Here is a 23122-nt window from a genome sequence, read left to right on the forward strand (position 1 = left end):
GCCGGACAACGGATGTCAGCTTCCATTCCCCCGATTCCAGCACCCGCCCCACCGCCACCCAGCAACTGGGTCGGCGCGGTGGCGCAGGGCTCGTTCTGGCTGAGCCTGCTGGTCACCCTCTACTTCCTCGCGCAGGCGCTGATGGCTGCGGTACTGGCCCGCACCGGGTTCTGGACCACGCTGGTGACACTGGCATGGGAACAGCAGCTCGACGGCAGCCTGTGGTGGATGCTGAAACACCCAGCGGCCACCTCGCTGCTGGTTGCCCTGCTCTGCCTGGTCTCGACCCTGGCCAGCTGGGGCCTGTGGCGCGGGCGACGATGGGGCCTGTGGGCCTATGTGTGGATGCTGGCCCTGAGCGCGCTGGCCAACTTCGTGATCGCCTGGTGGATGGACCGCCTGCTGCTGGTGTTGATCGCGCTGCTCGCCAGCGACCCGTCGGCGCAGCATGAGCTGCAGGTGCAGCGCGTGCTGTTCACCCTGACCCTGGTCGGCACCTCGGTGCTGTTCGCGGGGCTGCAGGGCTGGCTCGGCTGGCGCCTGCTGCGGCCGGACATCCGCGCGCGCTTCCACTGAGCCTCTCCCGCGTTCCGCCTTTGACAAGGACCTCGCATGCCTGCCCTGCTCCGGATGTTGCTGGTCGTCACTGCGCTGCTGCTGACTACCCCGCCAGCGCCGGCCGCAGCCTCCGCTTCCACGCCCGCGCCGCTGCGATGTGGCCGGTACGTCAATGCGCAGAGTGACACCGCGCTGGTGATCGACTCACACAACCGGGGTCGTCGCCTGGCGATGGCCTTTGATCTCGAATCGCTGCAGATCGAACGCGATGGCAGCGGCCTGGTGCTGGTCAACCTGGATGACGGCGTGGCAACAGCACTCACTGCCAGTGCCGATGGCAGACGCATCAACGACACGCTGCAGGACTACCAGCTGCGTGCACCGGCGGTCTGCCAGCCGGTGGCCGTGAACGCCGCCGGCAGTTGCTTGGCCGATGCGAACCGCTGCATCGCTCGTCTGCACGCGGCGACGCCGCCGCAGCTGCTGACCGCCGGCGTGGGCGCGGCCTGCAGCGGCCTGTTGCTGGGCTACGTGGACGATGCGTTCCTCGCTGCCGCGTCTGCCATGGGCGTAGCGCTGGCTACCGCCGCACCGGCGCCCTGCACTACCGATGCGGAGCGCGAGGAGGTACTGACCTGCCGTGATGCCAGTCGTGACGCGTTGGCCGCCGCCGTGGCACAGGCCAGCGGCCAGGCGTTCGCCCGCGGCATCAATCCAGCGTGGGTGGAACTGCCGGCGGCGCAACGCGACCAGCTGCAGCAGCTGTGCCTGCAGCAGCGCGCTGGCCGCTTCTGCACCGAAGTGGCCGAGCGGCAGTTGAATGCGCGCGATCCGCGGGCGGCCGTGCAGGCGTTGCAGGCGGTCTGCGATAGCGGTCGCTACAGCGCATGCGAACGGGTCGAGCCCCTGCAGGCGCTCGGTGCTGCATTGCGCCTGGTCGACGCGACCGAGTCGCCCTGTGGCCTGTACCGGGCCGACGGCGGCACGCTCGATGCGGTTGCGTTCGGCGACGATGGCCACGCGACGATCGATAGCCAGCGCTCGCAGGTGCGACTGCTGGACGGTGCCATCCATCTGCGCAATGACCACGGCAGCGATTACGTGCTGCGCCTGCTGGCCAATGGCGACCTGCTGGGCATGGATGCCTGGACCGGCTACCAGCGTTACCGGCGTCAGCCCGGCGCGGCGCAATGCGGCGCCAGCGAGGGCCCACCCACGTCCCTGCGGTAAAGTACGCGCCATGAACGAATTCGAGCGCGTTCGCGCCTACCTCACCGACCTGCAGGACCGCATCTGTGCGGCGATCGAGTCCGCCGATGGCCGCGCACGCTTCCAGGAAGACCTGTGGCAGCGTGCCGAGGGCGGCGGTGGCCGCACCCGCGTGCTGCGCGATGGCGCGGTGTTCGAGCAGGCCGGCATCGGCTTTTCCGATGTGGCCGGCAGCCGCCTGCCGCCCTCAGCCTCGGCCAACCGGCCAGAGCTGGCCGGTGCCTCATGGCGCGCCACCGGGGTGTCGCTGGTATTCCACCCGCTCAATCCCTACGTGCCGACCACCCATGCCAACGTGCGCTTCTTCCAGGCGCAGCGCGATGGCGAGGTAGTGGCCAGCTGGTTCGGCGGTGGTTTCGACCTGACCCCGTTCTACCCGTTCGACAAGGACGTGCAGCACTGGCATCGGGTGGCGCGCGATCTGTGCGCGCCGTTCGGTGAAGAGCGCTACGCCGCGCACAAGCGCTGGTGCGATGAGTATTTCTTCCTGCGCCATCGCAACGAAACACGTGGCGTGGGCGGTCTGTTCTTCGACGATCTGCACGGCGATTTCGAGCGTGACTTCGCCTACCTGCGCGCGGTCGGCGATGGTTTCCTCGATGCGTATCTGCCGATCGTGCAGCAGCGCAAGGACACGTCGTACGGCGAGCGCGAACGCGAGTTCCAGCTGTACCGACGTGGCCGCTACGTCGAGTTCAACCTGGTCTACGACCGCGGCACGCTGTTCGGCCTGCAGAGCGGTGGCCGCAGCGAGAGCATCCTGATGAGCCTGCCGCCGCGCGTGCGCTGGGAATATGGCTTCAGCCCCGACGAAGGCAGCGCCGAGGCGAGGCTGGCGGACTATCTGGTGCCCCGCGACTGGGGGTGATGTGTGGTTGTTGGTAGACGTCGAGCTTGCTCGACTGCTGTTGGCACCATGCAGAAGGCGGTCGAGCAAGCTCGACATGCACCACAGCGCCTTACCTCTCCTTGCGGCGAGGAATGATGGTGATGTGACCGTTGGTCTCCAGCAGCGCCAGTTCCATCTCTTCCACGCCGATGCAGCTCTGCTGGCGCACGGCGACATCGAAATCGGCGCGGCTGTCCAGCTCGCGCCGTAGTTCAGCAGGATCAGCGTGGCGGCCAGCAGCAGGCCGCCGGCCAGCGAAGTATCGGTGCCCAGCAGCACGATCAGCAACACATCGAACGGGGTGATCTGCCCGGCGCGCGCTTGCCGCTCAGCCGGACCATGCCCAGCACCACCGCTTGGACCGCGGCCGCGCGCCGGATGAATTCCCACCACGGCATCGCCAGGGCGAACAGATCAGGCATTGCGGGTTTCCCTGCTGAGCGATGGCCGGCGTGGCGCAGCAGCGCACAAATAAAAAAGCCCCGCTGACCAGGGGGAGGTCAACGGGGCCGGGGAACGGGCGCTTGGGGAGGAGCCCCCGTTCCGAGATCTGCTCCAGGGGATGGGAGAGATCCATAACAGGCATTGCGCCTGTCGGGAGTTATAGAAGCACTCCGAACACTAACGGTTCGTGAAGGGGCCCAATTTAATAAGCGCCCCTCAGGGAAACATTCATGTTCGAGTCAGAAATATCAACCAAATGAATGAATTCACGGCATTTTCGGCCTGAATACGACTCAGTGCGCCTCATCCCAATTGCTGCCGGTACCGGTGTCGACCACCAACGGCACCCGCAATTGTGCCGCTTGCGACATGTGCTGCACGACATTGCTGCGCAGCTCTTCAATGAACCCGGCCTCGGCTTCGAATACCAGTTCATCGTGCACCTGCAGGATCATCCGCGCCGGGGCGCCGCTGTCACGCAGCCACTTGTCCACATCGACCATGGCGCGTTTGATGATGTCGGCGGCCGTGCCCTGCATCGGGGCATTGATCGCCGCGCGTTCAGCACCGGCACGCAGGCCCTGGTTACGTGCATGAATGTCGTTCAGGTACAGGCGGCGGCCGAACAGGGTCTCCACGTAGCCCTGCTCCCGGGCCTGCTCGCGCATGCGCTCCATGAAGTCACGCACGCCCGGATAGCGGCTGAAGTACAGCGCGACGTAGTCCTGCGCCTGGCCGCGGTCGATGCCGAGGTTGCGGGCCAGCCCGAACGCGCTCATGCCGTACATCAGGCCGAAGTTGATCGCCTTGGCCGCGCGACGCTCGTTGCTGGTCACTTCTTCCAGGGTGCGGCCGAACACCTCGGCGGCGGTGGCACGATGAACGTCGGCGCCCTGCTCGAAGGCGCGTACCAGGCCCGGGTCTCCGGACAGGTGGGCCATGATCCGCAGCTCGATCTGCGAATAGTCGGCCGCCAGCAGCTGGAAGCCTTCCGGGGCGATGAACGCGCGGCGGATGCGGCGGCCATCCTCGGTGCGGATCGGGATGTTCTGCAGGTTCGGATCGGACGAGGACAGGCGGCCGGTGGCGGCGCCGGACTGGTGGTAGCTGGTGTGCACCCGGCCGGTGTCGGGGTTGACCATCTCCGGCAGCTTGTCGGTATAGGTGCTGCGCAGCTTGGCCAGGCCACGGTAGTCGAGGATCACCCGCGGCAGCTCGTGCTGCTCTGCAATCGCCTCCAGCGCCTCTTCATTGGTGCTGGGCTGGCCCTTGGGGGTCTTCACCACCGCCGGCAGCTTCAGCTCGTCGAACAGCACCGCCTGCAACTGCTTGGGCGAATCCAGGTTGAAGCTGCGCCCGGCCAGTTCGGTGGCCTTCTGCTGCGCGGCCAGCATGCGCGAGGACAGGTCCTGGCTCTGTCGGCGCAGTTCGTCGGTGTCGATCCGCACGCCATTGGCCTCGATGCTGGCCAGCACCGGCACCAGCGGCATCTCGATGCTGCGGTACACGCTCTCCAGGGTCGGTTCGGCCAGCAGCTGCGGCTGCAGCGCGTGGTGCAGGCGCAGGGTGATGTCGGCGTCTTCGGCGGCGTAGCGGCTGGCCTCGTCGATGCCCACCTGCGAGAACGAGATCTGCTTGGCACCCTTGCCGGCCACCTCCTCGAACTTGATGGTGTTGTAGCCCAGGTAACGCAGGGCCAGCGAATCCATGTCGTGGCGGGTGGCGGTGGAATTGAGCACGAAGCTCTCAAGCATGGTGTCGTCGTGGTAGCCCTGCACGTCCACGCCATGGCGGCGCAGCACGTGCAGGTCGTACTTGCCATGCTGGCCCAGCTTCTTCTTCACCGGATCCTGCAGCACCGGCCGCAGCGCATCGAGCACCTGCGCCAGCGGCAGCTGTGCCGGCGCGCCCGGATAGTCATGACCGACCGGGATGTAGGCGGCCTTGCCCGGCTCCACCGCCAGGCTGATGCCCACCAGCCGCGCGCGCATCGCATCCAGTGCGTCGGTCTCGGTATCGAAGCTGATCAGATCGGCCTGCTGCACGCGCGCAACCCAGGCCTGCAGCTGCTCGGTGGTAAGCACGGTCTCGTACTCGCCGGGCGCCGACAGCGCCGGATCGAGCTCGCCGGCGGGCGGCGCTTCGGCGCTGGCACGGGCAAAGCCGGCCGCGGTGCCACGCAGGCTCGGCGTCGCGTCGTTGGCCACCGCAGGCGCCGGTACCGGCCCGCCCAGCTCCTTCAATGCCTGGGTGAAGCCATAACGCAGGTACAGCTCGCCCAGGGTGGGCACATCCGGATCGCGCAGGGCCAGCGTGGTCGGGCTGGCGTCCAGCGCGACGTCGGTGCGGATGGTCACCAGCTCCTTGTTCAGCGGCAGGCGCTCCAGCGCGGCGCGCAGGTTCTCGCCGATCTTGCCCTTCATGGTCGGCGCCGCCGCGATCACACCGTCCAGATGCTGGTATTCGGCCAGCCACTTGGCAGCGGTCTTCGGCCCGCACTTCTCCACGCCGGGCACGTTGTCGACCGCGTCGCCCATCAGCGCCAGCAGGTCGACGATCTGGTCGGCGCGCACGCCGAACTTGTCCATCACCGCCGCGTCCGAGTCCATGCGGCTGCCGGTCATGGTGTTGACCAGCTCGATGCCCGGGCGCACCAGCTGAGCGAAATCCTTGTCACCGGTGGAGATGGTCACCTTCAGGTCCTGCGCCACGCCCTGCAGCGCCAGCGTGCCGATCACATCGTCGGCCTCCACGCCGTCGATGCGCAGGATGCTGATGCCCAGCGCCTCGACGATGCGGCACATCGGCTCGACCTGGCTGCGCAGTTCATCGGGCATCGGCGGGCGGTTGGCCTTGTACTGGTCGTACAGGTCGTCGCGGAAGGTCTTGCCGGGCGCATCGACGACGAAGGCGACGTAGGCCGGGCGCTCCTTCAGCGTCGAGCGCAGCATGTTGACCACGCCGAACAGCGCGCCGGTGGGCTCACCCTGTGCATTGGACAGGGGCGGCAGCGCGTGGAACGCGCGGTACAGGTAACTGGACCCGTCGATCAGGACTAATCTGCTCATGCGACGATTCTACGCGCCCACGCCTGCACCGAGGCGACACGGCGGTGACGCGGCGATGGGGCATAATCAAGGCTCTTTCCAGGCAAAGGCCCCGCCGATGAAGACCCTGATGCTGGCTTCCCTGCTCCTGCTTGCTGGCTGCGCCAGCATGGGCGGCGCAGGCGCTCCCCCGGTGGACGTCAAGGGCGCCGATGTTTCCAAGCGCACGATGGACAACGGCGACACCATCGAGGAATACCGGGTGTCCGGCCAGTTGCGCATGGTCAAGGTGACGCCGGCACGCGGCGCCCCGTTCTACATGTATGACAAGAACGGCGATGGCCGCTTCGACAACGATAAGGATGGTGTGTCGCCGGTGTACTGGAAGCTGTACAGCTGGTGATGTGGTTGCGGTAGGTGCACGCCATCCACGCATGGCGTGGATCTACTGGGCATTGCGGTGGCCCATCCACGCATGGCGTGGATCTACTGGGCGTTTCGGTGGCCCTATCCGCCGGGCGGCGGAAAAAACAACGCCGGCGCGCATCCTGCGGCCGGCGTCGGGTCCCCTCCCCGGGACGCTCTGCATTTCAGCGGATGACCAGCACCGGCAGCGTGCTGCGCGCCAGCACCTCGGCGGTCTGGCTGCCCAGCAGCACGCGGGTGACACCGCGGCGGCCGTGCGAGGTCATCACGATCAGGTCGCTGTTGCGCTGGCCCGCCGTCTCGATGATGCCGTCGGCCGCGTAGCGGTCCAGCACATGCACCGGATTGGCGGTGATGCCCTGCTCGGCCGCCTTGGCCAGGGCAGGCTGCAGCACCTTCTGCGCGCCTTCCTCGCGGTCGGCCTTGTACTCCGGGCTGTTCATGTAACCCACGCTCCAGCCCATGGCGTCGTACATGCCGACGGCCCACGGCTCGGAGACGGTGACGATATCGACTTCGGCGTTGAGGTCCTTGGCCAGCTCCAGGCCCTTGGCCAGACCCTTGTCGGCCAGTTCGGACCCGTCGGTGGCAATCAGGATGCGCTTGTACATGGTGGGGCTCCGCGGTGATCTACCCAGTGGGAACGCCACCATTGCACACCCGATGTGGAGATCGTGCCTTGCGCAGGATCAATCCGGCAGCGCGCAGCGATGCCTGCGCAGCGCGGCATGATCGAGGCACGCGCCGCGGGCTGGCGTACGCTGGCGGCGCCGCACCGGGTTGCTGCGCCGTAGACAGCCGCCGGACCCTGCCCGGCGCAGCTGTCATCCCTCCACCGTGATCCGCCAGCCCCCCTCGTGCGGCTGCCAGTCGAATTCCACCGGCAGGAACTTCTCGATCAACCGCGCATTGCTGACCAGGTGATCGCTCAGCACGTGGGTGGTGAACGCACCGCCGCCCGCCAGCGCCATCGGCAGCAGCAACTGGTCGGACAGGTACTCGCCAACGGCACCCGCCCCGTCCAGGTACTGCTTCACCTGCCCAGCCAGGCGCGCGCCGACCTGCTCGGCGGAGACACTGCGCTCGCCATGCCCGCTGAACACCTCCACGTGATCACCATGACGCACGCGCACCAGGGCAACGTTGCCCGGTCCCAGTGCCGGCCGTATCGACCGCACATGGCGCGGATGCGGATCCACGCCCAGCGTCTCGGCCAGTACCTGCAGTTCGCGCAGGCCGATGCCGCTGGACAGGCCGGACATCAGCACCTGTGCCTCGATTCCCTGCAATGGTGCACGCACCTCCAGCGACGGCGCCTGCAACGCCGTGCACGGTTGCACCTGCACCTCCATCACGCCACCGCCCGCCGGATGGAAGCCGTGCTGCAGCAGCTGCATCGACGCCTGCACGCCCATACGTTGCAGCGCAGGCAGATAGCTTTCGGCAATGAAGTCCGCGCTGGGCGCCAACGGGTTGTGGGTACCGCCTTCCAAGCGCAGCTGCGACGGCCCCTGCGCGCGCCACAGTGCCGGCAGCACGGTCTGCAGTACCAGCGTTGCCGAGCCACTGCTGCCGGTCGCGAAATGATAGTCGCCAGCGCTCACCAGACCCGGCTCGAAGCGCAGTGAGGTAGCGCCCAGCTCTGCACCGTGCACACACGCGTTGCCAACCCGCGCCGCCGCGTTCACCGCGGTCAAGTGCTGGCGCATCAACCCCGGCTTGCGCCGGATCGCGCGGATGTTGTTCAACGTGAAGCCTGTACCGGTGCACAGGCTCAGGGTCAACGCCGAGCGCAGCAGCTGTCCGCCACCGTGCCCGCCATCCAGTTCAATCATGTCCATCTGTCTGTTCCTCCGTACCCGTTGTGTCGATGCCGGGCCTTGCTGCCGTGCGCGGCGCAGTGTACGTCGCGCACGGGTTGCCTCATCCCTTCACGCACACCACCTGGCGCAGCGTGTGCACGATCTCGACCAGATCGCGCTGGGCCTCCATTACCGCCTCGATCGGCTTGTAGGCCGCCGGCGATTCATCCACCACCTCCGCATCCTTGCGGCATTCCACGTGCGCGGTGGCCTTGACGTGGTCATCCACCGTGATCAGCTTGCGCGCCTGGGTACGGCTCATCACGCGGCCGGCGCCGTGGCTGCAGCTGTGGAAGCTGTCCTCGTTTCCGAGGCCACGCACGATGAAGCTCTTGGCGCCCATGCTGCCCGGAATGATGCCCAGCTCGCCCCTGCGCGCACTCACCGCGCCCTTGCGGGTCAGCATCACTTCCTTGCCGAAGTGGGTCTCGCGGTTCACGTAGTTGTGGTGGCAGTTCACCGCCTCGGCCTCGGCCTCGAACGGCTTGCTGATCACCGTACGCACCGCGGCCACCACGTTGCGCATCATCACCTCGCGGTTCATGCGTGCGAAACGCTGCGCCCAGTCCACCGCGAACACATAGTCGCCGTAGTGCTGGCTGCCCTCGGGCAGGTAGGCCAGGTCCTGGTCGGGCAGGTTGATCATCCAGCGGCGCATTTCCTGCTTGGCCAGCTCGATGAAGTAGGTGCCGATGGCATTGCCCACCCCACGCGAACCGGAGTGCAGCATGAACCACACGCGCTGCTCCTGGTCCAGGCAGACCTCGACGAAGTGGTTACCGGTACCCAGCGTTCCCAGGTGCTTGAGGTTGTTGGTGTTCTTCAGGCGCGGGTGACGCTCGCAGATCAATGCGAAGTCATCCACCAGTTGCGCCCAGCCTTCCACCGCCAGCTCGGGTGGCGTGTCCCAGCTGCCCTTGTCGCGGCCACCGCGGGTGACGCTGCGGCCGTGCGGCACAGCCCGCTCGATCGCGCTGCGCACCGCCGACAGGTTGTCCGGCAGGTCGCTGGCGACCAGCGTGGTGCGCACTGCGATCATGCCGCAGCCGATGTCCACGCCCACCGCCGCAGGAATGATCGCGCCGATGGTCGGCACCACCGAACCCACCGTCGCGCCCTTGCCCAGGTGCACGTCGGGCATCACCGAAATCCACTTGTGGATGAAGGGCAGCTTGGCGATGTTCTGCAGCTGCTCGCGCGCCTGGTCTTCCAGCGGCACGCCGCGGGTCCACAGCTTGATCGGTGCAGCACCCGGCTGCTGGATCACGTCGTAATTGAGGGTGGTCATGGTGATGTTTCCTTTCATCCAAAGCAAAAACAAAGAAGGTGCGGTGACAAAGGGGGTGGAACATTCCGTCGCCCACGTTGCCGTGGAGGACGGCCGGGACTTGAACCCGACCCCGAAGGGCTTCCGATGTAGTTCCACCTGCATTCCCCGCGCAACGAAAGCGAAGGTGCCGGCAGCACGACAAGAATCTGGAGGAACATCCTGCTCTACCACTGAGCTACCGCTGCGTTACCACAGCGGGCGGGGCTCGAACCCGCGACCTGGAGCTTAAGGGGCTGTAGTTCCTCCGGCATTCGCGGTGCCGGCGGTGAAGCATCGGCGCCGTTGCCGGTGCCGTTTGAAAAGGTGCGGTGACAAGAGGAAGTGGAACGTCTGTTTCCTCACGACAGGCAGGAAACGCGGGACTCGAACCCGACCCCGAAGGGACAACCAATGTAGTTCCACCAGCATTCACCGCAAAAAAAGAATTCCTGGCCCTGCCCGGCTGGCCCCATTGCCAGCCGGGCGGTCCGTGGCGGCTTCCCTGCCGCCTTACAACGCCATGTCCTGGATGCGCTGGACCCAGCTGCTGCCGTCTTCGGCCGCAGCGGCGTACTGCGCGATCAGGTCGAACACCGCATCGCTGAAGCCTCCGATGTGCAGCACGTCATCGCGCTGCACGGTCTGGCTGCTGGCCACCGGCTGCAGGTCGATGCATACCAGCCGCGCCTGTGGGCAGCGGCGCTTCAGTGCATCCCACTGCAGCATCGTGGCCGTCTGCCCGCCGTGGCGGGTGTCACGCCAACTCTCGCTGTCCGACACCAGCACCACCAGGTCCACCGGCTCGCGCCGCAGGTTGAGGTGGTGCAGCGGCGCGCTGACCGACGTACCGCCACCGTTGATCGCCAGCTGGCGGGCCAACGTCATCACGCTGTCGCGCGGGTTCAACCGCACGTGACGCACCTCGGTATCGAACGGCAATACCTTGGCCTGCGGCTGCCCGCGCAGCACGCAGGCTGCAACCAGCGCCGCCACGTCCACACAGCGTGCTGCGGTGCTGGCGCCCCTGCGGTAGCCGGTCACCGGCGACTGCATGGAACCGGACACGTCCACCGCCACCACCACCCGCCCCGGCAATGCCGGTGCCGACGCCGTGGCGATCTCCATCGCATCCTGCAGCGCTTCCAGGATCGGCGACGGCAAGCCAGCGCCCGCGTGGAAGGCCATCAGCAGCTGGTACGGCAGTACACGGGCACGACGCACCTGCTGCGGATCACGCAGGCGCTCTGCGATCACCTGCACCATCGCTGGATCATCGAACACGCCGTTGCGGGCGAACGTGTTGAGGTTCATCCGCATCGACTGCCACGATGCATTGCGGGCCAGTGCCGACCACTGCGCCGCATCCAGCGGCAGCGTGCTGTAGTACTGGAACGGCAGGTCCGGCGGCAGCCTGCGCGGATCACGCTTGAACGCTTCGTAGGCCTGCACCACCGCCGGCAGCTGCGCCTCGTCGTACGCACGACCGATGATCCAGGCATACAGCGCCTTGCGCTCGGCGTTGGCCGGCTTCGGGTGCACCATGCGTATCACATCGGCCAGCGACGGCTGCTGGCCGATCGCCGCACGCACCAGCGTTTCCGCCGAGGCCTGCTGGATCCACTCGCGCACCCTGCGCTTGGGCAGCGAGCCCAGCGAACGACGCCCTACCTGGCCGCTGCGCATGATCTGCACGAAGGTGCGCAGTTGGCGGCCGTTGTCGATCACCCGCGGAAACGCCAGAGCGAACGCCTCCGGATCGCGCAGGCTGAGCACCGCCAGCAGCAGTGCCGGCATGTCCTTCATGTGTGCAACCTGACGGGCGTACAGCGCAGTGCGGGCGATGAAGCGCGGCTCGACCTGCGCGGTCAGCGCCAGCACCTGCTGCAGCTGCGCCTCGGCGTCGCTGTAGAAAGTGTTGTTCAGGCACCCGGTGGCCGCATACAGCGCCAGCGCTGCACGCGGGTCGCGGCGGTAGGCCAGGCCACCGGCTTCATTGACGGTGTCTGCCTGCGGCGGCTGCGGCGTGCGCATCCAGGAGAAGAGCGAAAGGTTGGCCATGCTGATGTCCTCGGCGGGAACAGCCCGCGTCGTGTCTTGCCGGATATAGAGCAATGGCCGTGCCAACTTTTCCTGAAGGGACCCATGCAATTGATTTTAATGGCATTTCTTGTGAATCGAGCTATTTTTGCCAGCGAGCCTCGGCGAAAAGATATATATTTTCAGCGCATCTTTTATAGGAATGGATATGGCGCGTCGGCAGGTGGTCTTCGGCATGCTCGGCACCCAGCTCGACGCGGGCGAAGGCCCGGGCCGCTGGCAGAAGTGGCGCCCGACGGTGTCACTGGGCATGCATGAGGATTTCCTGCCCGACCGCATCGAGCTGCTGCTGGATGAGCGCCGCTACAGCAAGCTGGCGCGCGTGGTCTGCGAGGATCTGGTGCAGGCTGCGCCGGGCATCAACGTGCAGCGACACGACACCTACCTGGCAGATCCGTGGGAGTTCGAAGGGGTCTACGCCACCCTGCACGACTTCGTCGCCAGCTATCCGTTCCAGCCGGAGGAGGAGGACTACTACGTCCACATCACCACCGGTACGCACGTCGCGCAGATCTGCTGGTTCCTGCTGACCGAGAGCCGTCACTTCCCCGGGCGCCTGCTGCAGACCTCGCCGCCACGCAAACAGGACGGTGCCGCCGGTACGTACGCGATCATCGACCTGGACCTGTCGCGCTACGACCATATCGCCCAGCGCTTCGCCCAGCAGCAGCTGCAGGACCGCGACCTGCTGAAGGGCGGCATCGCCACCCGCAACGCCGCCTTCAACCGCATGATCGAACAGATCGAAACAGTGGCCACGCGCTCGCGCGCGCCGATGCTGCTGATGGGGCCGACCGGTGCGGGCAAGAGCCAGCTGGCCAAGCGCGTGTTCGAGCTGAAGAAGCTCAAGCATCAGCTGCCGGGTCGCTTCGTCGAGGTGAACTGCGCCACGCTGCGCGGCGATGGTGCGATGAGCACCTTGTTCGGCCATACCAAGGGCGCCTATACCGGTGCTTCCAGCGACCGCGCCGGCCTGCTGCGCTCAGCGCACCAGGGGCTGCTGTTCCTGGACGAGATCGGCGAACTCGGCCAGGACGAACAGGCGATGCTGCTGCGCGCACTTGAAGAGAAGCGCTTCCTGCCGGTCGGCAGTGACCGCGAAGTGGAGAGCGATTTCCAGCTGATCGCCGGCACCAACCGCGATCTGCAGCAGTCGGTGCTGGAAGGCCGCTTCCGCGAAGACCTGCTGGCGCGCCTCAACCTGTGGACGTACCACCTGCCCGGTCTGGCGCAGCGCATGGAAGACATCGAACCGAACATCGAGTTCGAGCTGGAACGGTGGTCGCAGGACCAGCATGCGCGGGTTCGGTTCAACGTTGAGGCACGCACGCGCTATCTCGCGTTCGCCACCAGCCCGGAAGCGGCGTGGCGCGGCAACTTCCGCGATCTGGGCGCGTCGATCATGCGCTTGGCCACATTGGCGAGTGCCGGGCGCATCCAGATCGAGGGGGTGGAAGACGAGATCGCGCGCCTGCGGGCACAGTGGCGCGGCGGCGATGTGCCGTCACCGCTGGATGCGCTGTTGGGCGATGCCGTGGACACACTGGACCGTTTCGATCGCGTGCAGCTGGAAGAAGTGGTGCGGGTCTGCGCGCGCTCGAAGTCGCTGTCCGCTGCGGGTCGCGAGCTGTTCGCGGTCTCGCGCACGCAACGCGCCAGCACCAACGACGCCGACCGTCTGCGCAAATACCTGGCCAAGTTTGGGCTGGACTGGGAGCAGGTGCGAGATCCGGCCCTGTAGCGCGACGGCCCAGCTTGCGCGTGCACCGGCCACGGCGCATGATCCGGCTGCGACCCCTACCTGAAAGGAGATTTTCCATGCAGGACCGCCCCCGCTCGACTTCCAAAACCGGCCTGATCATCGTGCTGGCCTGTGTCGCTGCCTTCGTCCTGTTTGTGGGTGGCTACCAGTTCGGCAAATCACTGGCCAAGGCAGACAACGCTCAGCAGGGCGCATCCGCCCAGCCGGCACGCTGATCGCGCTCCGGTAGTGCCGGCCGCTGGCCGGCTCCACCCGGAACCGCAACTTCAGGCGATCTGCACCACGCGTGCGTTCTGGCACAACGGGTAACTGCCGACGAATTCAGCGATCGCATCACGCATCGCCTCGAACGACTGGCCATACATGTACAGCGCAGTCTCGCTCGGGCCCTGCCACCAGCTGCAGATCTCGCCCAGGCCATCGATGCGCTCGGACAGCTGCTCGAATACATGGTTCGAATCGCACTGCTCGTACACCTCATCCGGCAGGGTCAGGCCGTCGAGGTAGATGCCCAGACCCTCGGTCACGCCGAAGCTGCGCTCGGCCTCGCCTGCGCCCTGTATCTGCGAACCCTTCGGTGCACCCAGCTGCTCCAGTAGGTCGACCAGCTTCGGCACGCCCGCGGCATCGACCAGTGCCACTTCGATATCGCCGTATTCGACTTCGCCTTCGCCGGACATGGCGGTACCGCCACCGGTGATCCCGCCCAGTTCGGCCGCCTGCAGCAGCGCATCGAGTGGATCCTCGAACAGCTCATGGCGATGCTCGGGCTGCAGCTTGGCATTCAACTTCACGGTGACATGCAGCGTGGGCTCGGTCATGAGGGCGTTCCTGGGAGATGTGGCCGCTATTGTAGAGCCGCGCCGTGCTGGGCTGCTTTGCGGCGTCGGCGCCCCGTCCTTTCAGGCGATATGCAAGCGATAATGCGCGGCGCAAGGACACCATTCCAACAGGGGGAATACATGAAGTCGATCATTACGCTGGCACTGCTGCTGTTGCTCACCGGCTGTGGCATCCGCACCGAAGTGGTGCGCGTGAACGTGCCGGACATTCGGGTGAACCCGGAGCAGGGCCCGGTGGTGGTGGTGGCCCCGGTGCGTGACAACCGCCCCCAGTACTTCCCGCAGGTGCAATCGGCGGCGCGTGCGAAGAACATCGGCGGTGTCATCCGTGCTGGCAATGGTGTACTGGTGGAACTGGAAACTTCCACGGCCTCGGACAAGGCCCGCGAGATCATGATCCAAGCGCTGCGCAACATGGGTTACAGGACTGCCGACAAGTGCGAGACATCGTGTACGCATCTGGACGCCACGCTGAACGATTTTTCGGTAAGTGCTCCGGTGAATGTTTGGCGCGCCGCGACGTACACCCAGCAGATGCTTGCAGACATCGCGGTACAGGTGACGGCACGCAAGGATGGCCAGACGCGCACCTTCACGATTACCGGCCATGGCGCAAACATCTTCCAGGTAGCCTCGCGGGAGAACTGGGAGATCGCACTGGAGCGCGCGGTGAAGAGCTTCACCAGCAGCCTGCAGCAGTCCATGTCCGAGCAGGATGCGGCCACCCCGACAGGTGCGCAGGACTGACTGCCGCCCGGCCAAGGTAGAGCCGAGCCTGCACGACTGGCCTTGCTGCGGAGAGCAGCCGAGCATGGGCTCGGCTCTGCAACGAACGCTCAGCGCAGGAAGGGCGGCACTTTCCGTTTCAGCAGCTCAATCAGCACCGGGTCCATGTACTCGTAGTCATCCGGAATATCCAGGCAGATCACCCTCTTGCCCTTCAGCCAAGGCTTGTAGCGGCTGGACAGCCGGTTGCGGTGTGCCCGCTCCATCACGAACACCAGGTCGGCCCACTGCAGCAGCTCTGGGCTGAGGATCTCCTCGGCGTCAGCGAGCAGCCCGGCCGAGGCGGTCTCGATGCCCGGCCAATCGGCGAACACCTGCTCGGCCGTGGGGCTGCGCAGGCGGTTCTGGCTGCAGAGGAAGAGAACCTTGCGGGTCATGGACGCAGCGTATCGGGGTCGGATCCCTTTTCCAACGGAGAAGGGCGCTGACCCTGCGCAGTACCTTCAGAGACGTTGCATGGCCGCCGTAGGCTTCATCAGCGATCATGGGCTATCGCACCCTGGACACGCCCATGATCACCAAAGATGACCTGTTGCAGGAGTTCGGAGAGGTTACCGAGGTCCACGGCTGCTACTTCGCCATGTACCCCGTGGCGACATTCGATCTTCATTGCTGCGTGAGGATCACCGCTGGCCAGGATCTCGTGGTTGTCTCAAAGAACACCAACGACCCGGAATTCGCCTCCAGCGTGGCACTGGCGGCGCCAGCTGGGATGCCCCACGACAGACCAACGATCTTCGAGATTCCGGCCAACGCCTATGGGTTCACCCACGCAATGGCGGTGCCCAGCACGTATCACGGGTTCCTCAACCAGATCGAGGGTCGTGCGAACCTTTTCCTGTGCCTGCCAATCTTCCGATGTGAGTTCAGCGGCGAGGAATCAGCAGAGGAGTTCCGCCTGGCGGCGACGCATGTCGTTCCGGTCTACGAGTGGGACAGAACCGTGCAACCCAGGATCAGCGTGTACTTCGACAACCCCCACACCGGAGGCGGCACGGACGAGTCCGGCGCCCTCGTGCCGCTGCATGTACTTCTGGCGGAAATCGAGAATCTGAGCGGCGTTGGCGACGGCTTCATCGAGATCACCAACTACCGGGGCGAGGTGATCGAGGTGCTGTCGCCGGAGGAAGGCAACTACGTGCTGATCCGCAACCGGCAGGACGAAGAGGTGATGGACCGTGCTCGGCTGGTGGCGGCAGTGGAGACGTTCACCACCGACTGACGGCCAGCTGCCGTTGTAAGGCCGGGCCTATGCTCGGCTGAGTTTTCCCGCGTTGGGGTCAGAGCCCTCCCTACGGGAGGGATCCGACCCCGACGGTGATCAGATCACCGTCAGGTTGGCATACGCCATCACCAGCCACTTGCTGCCGGCGTCGGCGAATTCGACCTGCACGCGTGCGTGGGCGCCGTTGCCTTCGTAGTCGGTCACCATGCCTTCGCCGAACTTGGGATGGGTGACCAGCGCGCCGAGCTTGACTGGCGGCGCCTCGATCGAGGCATGGCCCATCACCCGGCTGGCGCCCATCGAGGCCGGTCGCGAGACCTGCACCTTCGGCCGCACTTCATGCAGCAGCTCGCGCGGGATCTCGCGCAGGAAGCGCGACGGCAGGCTGTAGTTGTCCTGGCCGTGGATGCGCCGCGATTCGGCATAGCTCAGCACCAGCTTCTGTCGCGCACGGGTGATGCCAACGTAGGCCAGCCGACGTTCTTCTTCCAGCCGCCCGCTTTCCTCCAGCGACCGTGCGCTGGGGAACAGTCCCTCTTCCACGCCGGCCAGGAACACCAGCGGGAATTCCAGGCCCTTGGCCGAGTGCAGCGTCATCAGCTGCACACCCTCCTCGCCCGCCTGCGCCTGGCCTTCACCGGCTTCCAGCGCGGCATAGGCCAGGAACGCGACCAGCTCGTCCATGTCCTCGCCCACTTCCTCGATGTCGTCGGCACGACGCACGAAGCGCGAGGCCACCGACACCAGTTCGTCGAGGTTGTCGGTGCGCGATTCCGAATCCAGCGCGTTGCGGCTTTCCTTGCTCCAGTGCTCGCGCAGCTGCGAGCGCACCAGGACATGGTCCACGCGCTCGGCCAGGGTCATCTGCAGGGTCTGTGCCTGCAGTTCATTGACCAGCACCAGGAAGCCGGCCAGCGCGTTGCGCGCACGCGCCGCCAGTGCACTGCCCTGGGTCACCAGCATGGTCGCTTCCCACAGCGAGATGCCCTGGGCGCGCGCTTCGCGGCGCACTTCGTCCAGCGTGCGGTCACCGATGCCACGCGTGGGCGTGTTCACTGCGCGCTCGAACGCAGCGTCGTCGTTGCGGTTGGACAGCAGGCGCAGGTACGCCAATGCATCCTTCACTTCGGCGCGCTCGAAGAAGCGCATGCCGCCATACACGCGGTACGGCACCTGTTCGCTCAGCAGCGCCTCTTCCAGCGCGCGCGACTGCGCGTTGCTGCGGTAGAGCACGGCCACTTCGGTATAGCTGCCACCGTCGCGCACCCACTGCCGCGCACGCTCGACGATGTAGCGCGCCTCATCCATCTCGTTGTACGCCGCGTACAGGTCGATCGGATCGCCGTCACCGCTGTCGGTCCACAGCTGCTTGCCGATGCGGTCCGGGTTGTGCGCGATCACCGCGTTGGCGGCATTGAGGATGTTGGCGGTGGAGCGGTAGTTCTGTTCCAGGCGGATGGTCTGCGCGCCCGGGAAATCGCGCAGGAAGCCCTGCACGTTCTCGACCTTGGCGCCGCGCCAGCCATAGATGGCCTGGTCATCGTCGCCGACAACGAACACGTGGCCCTCATGCCCGGCCAGTACACGCACGAAGGCGTACTGGATGGCGTTGGTATCCTGGAATTCGTCCACCAGGATCTCGCGGAACCGCGCACGGTAATGCGACAGCAACGGCGGGTTGTCGCGCAGCAGTTCGTGCGCGCGCAGCAGCAGCTCGGCGAAATCGACCAGGCCGGCGCGGTCGCAGCGCGCCTGGTACTCGGCATAGGCCTGGCGCATGGTTTCCAGCCATGCGTCGTTCGGCTCGGGCTGGATGTGCTGCGGGCGGCGGCCCTCATCCTTCTGCGCGTTGATCCACCAGGCAATCTGCTTGGGCGGGTACTTGCCGTCATCCAGCTCCAGCGCCTGTACCACGCGCTTGACCAGCCGCAGCTGATCGTCCGAATCCATCACCTGGAAGCTTTCCGGCAGCTTGGCGTCCTGCCAGTGCAGGCGCAGCAGGCGGTTGGCCAGGCCGTGGAAGGTGCCGATCCACATGCCGCGGCTGCCATGCGGCAGCTGCGCGTCGATGCGATGGCGCATCTCTCCGGCGGCCTTGTTGGTGAAGGTCACCGCGAAGATGCCGTGGGTCGGCACGCCTTCGACTTCATGCAGCCAGGCAATGCGGTGGGTGAGTACGCGCGTCTTGCCCGACCCGGCACCGGCCAGCACCAGGTGGTGACCGAGGGGAGCGGAGACGGCTTCGCGCTGGGCCGGGTTCAGGCCATCAAGCAAGTGGGAGACATCCATTCCTCCATTTTACGGCATCGACGTCGCAGCTCCTGCGACCACCTGTGCGGCCAGTGCCTGTGCCTGCTGACGCAGTTCAGGCACCGCCAGGCTTTCCCACAGGCTGCCGATGCGCAGGCTGCCGAGTACGCCCAGGCGCGCCTGCGGCTGGCCGCCCACTGCGCACAACCGGTCGCCCGGCACACTGCTGTCCAGGCCCAGCCCATGCGGGCCGGGACGGGCCAGTCCATCGGCCTGCAGCTGCTGCAGCAAGGGGTTGCGCAGCGCCGAGGCGCGGGTTTCCACGCCCGTGGCATTGACCACCGCACCGATCGTCCACTGCACGTTGCCGCCGCCCGCCTCGCGGCCCGACAGCCACAGGGCGTCCCCGTCGCGCCACACGCGTTGCAGGCGGGCGCGGTGGACGCGCAGCTGGCCGCTGGCCTGCAGCGCCTGCAACTGCTCGGCCACCGGTTCAGCGATGCGGTGGCGGTGCACATCCCAGTAGCGCACCACGTGGCGCAGGAAGCGGCGCTGGTCGGCCTCGCCCAGACTAAGCCACAGTGCCTGGCCGTGCGGGCGGATGCGATCCATCACGCCCTGCCACGGGATGCCATCGGCCTGTGCCTGCCGTGCGTGCTGGCGCAGTGCACGCAGGCGCTGGCGCAGGGTCATCGTCAGCAGCTCCTGCGGGTCGAACGCCGGCAGGCCACCGTGTGCATGCGGCAACGGCAGCAGGCCATGGCGCGAGATCACGTGCAGCGGCCCGCTATGGCCGCCGGCCACCAACGCCAGCACGGTGTCGGCCATGCTCAGCCCGGAGCCGACGATGGCCAGTGCATGACCACCAGCCAGCGTGCGTACGCCGTCGTAATCCCAGGCTTCGACCACGTCATCGGCATGCAGCGCATCGGCGCCGTCCACCGGCAGCGGCCGCATGCTGTTGCCGGTGGCGATCACCACCTGCGCTGCACGCAGCGTTGGGCCATCGCCCAACTGCAGTTGGCAACCGTGGTCATCCGGCTGCATCGCCAGCACCGGCTGGGCCACGATCTGCAGTCGCGCCGCACTGGCAGTGACCGCTTCGTCCAGGCGCTGCTGCAGGTAGGCAGCGAAGTAGTGGCGACACACATAGCGTTCGCCCAGCACCTCGCGCGCCTCGCCCGGATAGGCGTTGGCGGCCTGCAGGAAATCGAGGAAGTCGCCGGGCTGGTCGGGGAAGGCGCTCATCTTCGCCGCCGGCACATTCAGCAGATGCTCCGGCCACGGCGTGGCATAGGCGATGCCCTGTGCCAGCTGCGAGGCCGGCTCGAAGATGGCCAGCGCCAACGGCGCCACGGCCTGGCGCAACACCTGGATCGCCACCAGCACGCCGGCCGCACCACCACCGATGATCGCCAGGTCCAGTTCGCCATTACGCGGTGAATCAGTCATGCGCCGATTGTAGGCCATCGGCCCTGCCGGACTGGCGCCGGCCTACATCAACGCATCGGCCAGGCGCGCGATGCCCTCGCGGCTGCGCAGCCACGCCGGACGCTTGCGCCACTGTTCCAGGTCCAGCAGGCGCGACTGGCGCAGGTAGTCGTCCTCGATGGTGCACAACTGCGTGACCAGTTGCCGGTCGTAGCAGATCAGGCCGATTTCGGCATTCAGCGCGAACGAGCGGATATCCATGTTGATCGATCCGAGCACGGCGATGTGCTCGTCCACGCTCATGTGCTTGGCATGCAGGAACTGCGGCTCGTACAGCGCGATCTGCACCCCACAGCGCAGCAGCTCGTCGTAGTAGGCCTCCTGCGCCCATGAGGTCAGCCGCTGGTTGTTGCTGGCCGACAGGATCAGCTGCACCTGCACGCCGGACAGTGCGGCGATGCGCAGTGCACTCAGCGTCGCTTCGTCGGGCACGAAGTACGGCGTCACCATCACCAGCCGCCGCCGGGCAAGATGGATCAGCGCGGCCACCGCATCGCGCGCGTTGCTGTAGGGGTAGGCCGGGCCGCTGGGCAGCAGCTGGGTGGCGATGTCCTCGCTGCACACCGGCACGTCGGCGATGACGTCCAGGCGCTGCCCGGTTTCGATGTACCAGTCGCTGGCGAACACCGCTTCAAGGTGCGCCACCGCCGGCCCGCGTACGCGCGCTACCAGCTCGCGGTTGGGGTGGCCGGCAACGAATTCAGGCCGCGCCAGGTTCTGCGAACCAACGTAGCCCACTTCGTTGTCGATCACCGCGATCTTGCGGTGGTTGCGCAGGTCCATGCGCCCGCTGCGGCGCCAGCGCAAGCCGCCGGGCAGCATCGCGCGCACTTCAACGTCACGTGACCGCAGCCGCTTGCTGTACGCACGCAGGCCGCGCTTGGCGCCGACCGCATCCAGCAGCACGCGGCACTGCACGCCACGCGCTGCGGCACGCTGCAGGGCTTCGACGATGGCCTCACCCACCGTGTCATCGAACATCAGGTAATACAGCAGGTGCACGCGGTCCTGGGCCTGGTCGATGTCGGCGATCAGGTTGTGCAGTGATTCGTCGTAGTCGGTCAGCAGATCGACCGCGTTGCCATGCACCGGCATGAAATCGCCTTGGCGCTGCACCAGCGGCACCACTTCGGCGCTGGCCGAATCGGGCTGTGGCGTCCAGCGCAGGCGGCGCTGCAGCGCCTGTTCCTCGCGGATCACCTGGGATGCCTCGGCCTGCCGACGGATACGTTCGCGCGACAGCCACGGGTGCCCGAACAGCAGGTAGAGCGGCAGGCCCAGCAGCGGCACGAAACCGACCAGCAGCAGCCAGCTGCGCGCCGCGCCCGGCGTGGTTCGGGTGGGAATCCAGCACAACGCCACCAGCCGGATCAGCCAGTCGATCAACAGCAGGTACGAGCCCAGCAGCCACTCGAACAGCATCATGCGCGCCCGTCGGGAGGGTGATGGGCCATTCTGCCCAGCGGGGTGGGTAGAGTCGAGCCGCGCCAAGCGTGCCGACCAACGGTCGGCACCCACCGGGGTCGGAACGAGTCGACCAAGGTCGACACCTATCGGGGGCGGGGGGCCACAAAAAAACCCGCCACGAGGGCGGGTTTTTTCGGAGGCAATCAGCAATCCTTGCGGATTACTTGATCTTGCCTTCCTTGTACGGGACGTGCTTGCGCACGACCGGATCGTACTTGGAGAATTCCATCTTCCCCGGGGTGTTCTTCTTGTTCTTGTCGGTCGTGTAGAAGTGACCGGTACCAGCGGTCGAAATCATACGGACCTTATCGCGCTTGCCTGCCATGATCGTCTACTCCTCAGACCTTTTCGCCGCGCGCACGCAGCTCAGCCAGAACGGAATCGATACCGTTCTTGTCGATGGTGCGCAGTGCATGCGCGGAAACACGAAGCTTCACCCAGCGGTTCTCGCTGGCAACCCAGAAGCGGCGCTCGTGCAGATTCGGCAGGAAACGACGACGGGTCTTGTTGTTGGCGTGCGAGACGTTGTTACCCGTCTGCACTCGCTTGCCGGAAACCTGGCATACGCGGGACATGGCGCACCTCGATAGTAAGTTTTGTCAGCCCGTAGCCCGGGAGACGGCGGCCTCGGTGGTTGCCCACCACACGTCAAGAGAATCAAAGGGTTACGCTGGCGTTGGGCGGCCGGGGACGTGCTCCCGGGGGCGCCGCCCGGCACGAAACCGGACACAGCGAGCCGCGCATTATGCACGCAATCAAGACCTTGCGCAACTTACCCACAGGCCATGCCTGAATGCGATGGCGATGCCCTGCCCTCAGCGCAGGTGCGGCACCACCTGGGCCAGCAGCTGCGCATCCTTCAGTGCGCCATGCAGGCCGCGCGTACCGGGAATACCCAGGCGCTGCAGCACATCGTCGAGCTTGTTGGGCATGCCCGGCCAACGGTTGCGGGCCAGCTTCAGGCTGCAGGTCACGCGGCAGTGCTGGGCCAGCCCGTCGGCGATGCCGGCCAGGCGCAGCTCGTTGTCGAGGAAGCCGACATCGAAGGTAGCGTTGTGCGCGACCATTTCGCTGCCACGCAGGAACTCCAGCAGCTCGGCGGCCTTGCTCGCAAACAGCGGCTTGCCCACCAGCATCGCATCGCTGATGCCGTGCACGCGCTGCGCGCCCCAGTCCACTTTGCGCTGCGGCTGCAGATAGGTGTGGAACTGGCGGCCGCTGAGCTGCCCATCGATCAGTTCCACCGCCCCGATTTCAATCACCCGGTGGCCCAGACGATGCGAGATGCCGGTGGTTTCGGTATCCAACGCAACGACGCGGCTCATGCCACACACTCGTATGCAGCAACGGGCATGCAGGAGACAAGGGACGGTAGTGAAGGTAGTGCGGTCATGCGGT

The 23122-nt window shown here is 66.3% G+C and carries 21 protein-coding genes and 1 pseudogene; 8 read left to right on the top strand and 14 right to left on the bottom strand.

The features are described from left to right. Positions 1–12: 12 nt before the first annotated feature. The 3 genes from ACEF39_RS20530 to hemF are packed head-to-tail and all read left to right on the top strand — an operon-like array spanning position 13 to position 2695. Positions 13–576, top strand: a complete 564-nt coding sequence (locus ACEF39_RS20530) for a hypothetical protein (protein ID WP_500286417.1) — start codon at positions 13–15, stop codon at positions 574–576. 36 nt (positions 577–612) lie between these two features. After that, positions 613–1788, top strand: a complete 1176-nt coding sequence (locus tag ACEF39_RS20535; RefSeq protein ID WP_500286418.1) for a hypothetical protein — start codon at positions 613–615, stop codon at positions 1786–1788. 10 nt (positions 1789–1798) lie between these two features. Continuing rightward, complete coding sequence (hemF, locus tag ACEF39_RS20540) at positions 1799–2695, top strand: oxygen-dependent coproporphyrinogen oxidase (protein ID WP_500286419.1); 897 nt, start codon at positions 1799–1801, stop codon at positions 2693–2695. A 91-nt stretch (positions 2696–2786) separates the two neighbouring features. Here hemF and ACEF39_RS20545 read toward each other — a convergent pair. Continuing rightward, positions 2787–3138 (bottom strand): annotated as a pseudogene (locus tag ACEF39_RS20545) (DUF421 domain-containing protein). 315 nt (positions 3139–3453) lie between these two features. Then, the gene (gene polA / locus ACEF39_RS20550; protein WP_500286420.1) at positions 3454–6228 is read right to left on the bottom strand and encodes a DNA polymerase I; all 2775 of its coding nucleotides are present in this window, start codon (positions 6226–6228) and stop codon (positions 3454–3456) included. Positions 6229–6325: 97 nt separating this feature from the next. On the opposite strand from polA, the gene ACEF39_RS20555 reads away from it, so the two are divergent. Then, entirely contained in the window at positions 6326–6610 is a 285-nt protein-coding gene (locus tag ACEF39_RS20555; protein WP_025878043.1) for a DUF2782 domain-containing protein, read from the top strand. A gap of 187 nt (positions 6611–6797) precedes the next feature. Here ACEF39_RS20555 and ACEF39_RS20560 read toward each other — a convergent pair whose 3' ends face one another. The 4 genes from ACEF39_RS20560 to ACEF39_RS20575 all read right to left on the bottom strand — a co-directional run bounded on the left by ACEF39_RS20560 (position 6798) and on the right by ACEF39_RS20575 (position 11862). After that, the gene (locus ACEF39_RS20560; RefSeq protein WP_025878044.1) at positions 6798–7244 is read right to left on the bottom strand and encodes a universal stress protein; all 447 of its coding nucleotides are present in this window, start codon (positions 7242–7244) and stop codon (positions 6798–6800) included. A gap of 213 nt (positions 7245–7457) precedes the next feature. Further along, complete coding sequence (gene rtcA, locus ACEF39_RS20565) at positions 7458–8474, bottom strand: RNA 3'-terminal phosphate cyclase (RefSeq protein ID WP_500286421.1); 1017 nt, start codon at positions 8472–8474, stop codon at positions 7458–7460. Positions 8475–8556: 82 nt separating this feature from the next. Then, positions 8557–9783, bottom strand: coding sequence for an RtcB family protein (locus ACEF39_RS20570; RefSeq protein WP_500286422.1), 1227 nt, complete (start codon positions 9781–9783; stop codon positions 8557–8559). 531 nt (positions 9784–10314) lie between these two features. Then, the gene (locus ACEF39_RS20575) at positions 10315–11862 is read right to left on the bottom strand and encodes a VWA domain-containing protein (RefSeq protein WP_500286423.1); all 1548 of its coding nucleotides are present in this window, start codon (positions 11860–11862) and stop codon (positions 10315–10317) included. Positions 11863–12049: 187 nt separating this feature from the next. On the opposite strand from ACEF39_RS20575, the gene rtcR reads away from it, so the two are divergent. After that, complete coding sequence (gene rtcR, locus ACEF39_RS20580; protein WP_500286424.1) at positions 12050–13642, top strand: RNA repair transcriptional activator RtcR; 1593 nt, start codon at positions 12050–12052, stop codon at positions 13640–13642. Positions 13643–13719: 77 nt separating this feature from the next. Then, positions 13720–13878, top strand: coding sequence for a hypothetical protein (locus ACEF39_RS20585; protein ID WP_500286425.1), 159 nt, complete (start codon positions 13720–13722; stop codon positions 13876–13878). Positions 13879–13929: 51 nt separating this feature from the next. Here the strand turns inward: ACEF39_RS20585 and ACEF39_RS20590 are convergent, their stop codons facing one another. Continuing rightward, the gene (locus ACEF39_RS20590; RefSeq protein WP_500286426.1) at positions 13930–14484 is read right to left on the bottom strand and encodes a hypothetical protein; all 555 of its coding nucleotides are present in this window, start codon (positions 14482–14484) and stop codon (positions 13930–13932) included. A 141-nt stretch (positions 14485–14625) separates the two neighbouring features. On the opposite strand from ACEF39_RS20590, the gene ACEF39_RS20595 reads away from it, so the two are divergent. Continuing rightward, positions 14626–15252 (top strand): hypothetical protein, encoded by a 627-nt coding sequence (locus ACEF39_RS20595; protein ID WP_500286427.1) that lies wholly within the window; start codon positions 14626–14628, stop codon positions 15250–15252. An 89-nt stretch (positions 15253–15341) separates the two neighbouring features. On the opposite strand, the gene ACEF39_RS20600 is transcribed toward ACEF39_RS20595, so the two are convergent. Next, positions 15342–15668, bottom strand: a complete 327-nt coding sequence (locus ACEF39_RS20600; RefSeq protein ID WP_500286428.1) for a low molecular weight protein tyrosine phosphatase family protein — start codon at positions 15666–15668, stop codon at positions 15342–15344. Positions 15669–15802: 134 nt separating this feature from the next. Between ACEF39_RS20600 and ACEF39_RS20605 the strand changes: the two genes are divergently transcribed. Then, positions 15803–16513, top strand: a complete 711-nt coding sequence (locus tag ACEF39_RS20605; RefSeq protein ID WP_500286429.1) for a hypothetical protein — start codon at positions 15803–15805, stop codon at positions 16511–16513. Between the two features lie 99 nt (positions 16514–16612). Here ACEF39_RS20605 and uvrD read toward each other — a convergent pair whose 3' ends face one another. The 6 genes from uvrD to dnaQ all read right to left on the bottom strand — a co-directional run bounded on the left by uvrD (position 16613) and on the right by dnaQ (position 23049). Continuing rightward, positions 16613–18805, bottom strand: a complete 2193-nt coding sequence (gene uvrD / locus ACEF39_RS20610; protein ID WP_500286430.1) for a DNA helicase II — start codon at positions 18803–18805, stop codon at positions 16613–16615. 9 nt (positions 18806–18814) lie between these two features. Further along, complete coding sequence (locus ACEF39_RS20615; RefSeq protein ID WP_500286431.1) at positions 18815–20236, bottom strand: FAD/NAD(P)-binding protein; 1422 nt, start codon at positions 20234–20236, stop codon at positions 18815–18817. Between the two features lie 24 nt (positions 20237–20260). Next, complete coding sequence (cls, locus tag ACEF39_RS20620) at positions 20261–21679, bottom strand: cardiolipin synthase (protein ID WP_500288060.1); 1419 nt, start codon at positions 21677–21679, stop codon at positions 20261–20263. 205 nt (positions 21680–21884) lie between these two features. Continuing rightward, entirely contained in the window at positions 21885–22052 is a 168-nt protein-coding gene (rpmG, locus tag ACEF39_RS20625) for a 50S ribosomal protein L33 (RefSeq protein WP_170272460.1), read from the bottom strand. A 10-nt stretch (positions 22053–22062) separates the two neighbouring features. After that, on the bottom strand, positions 22063–22299 hold the full coding sequence (gene rpmB / locus ACEF39_RS20630) for a 50S ribosomal protein L28 (protein WP_005411638.1): 237 nt from the start codon (positions 22297–22299) through the stop codon (positions 22063–22065). A gap of 240 nt (positions 22300–22539) precedes the next feature. Continuing rightward, complete coding sequence (gene dnaQ / locus ACEF39_RS20635; protein ID WP_500286432.1) at positions 22540–23049, bottom strand: DNA polymerase III subunit epsilon; 510 nt, start codon at positions 23047–23049, stop codon at positions 22540–22542. Positions 23050–23122: the final 73 nt, after the last annotated feature.

This window comes from Stenotrophomonas indicatrix, assembly GCA_041545745.1.
Lineage (GTDB): Bacteria > Pseudomonadota > Gammaproteobacteria > Xanthomonadales > Xanthomonadaceae > Stenotrophomonas > Stenotrophomonas indicatrix_A.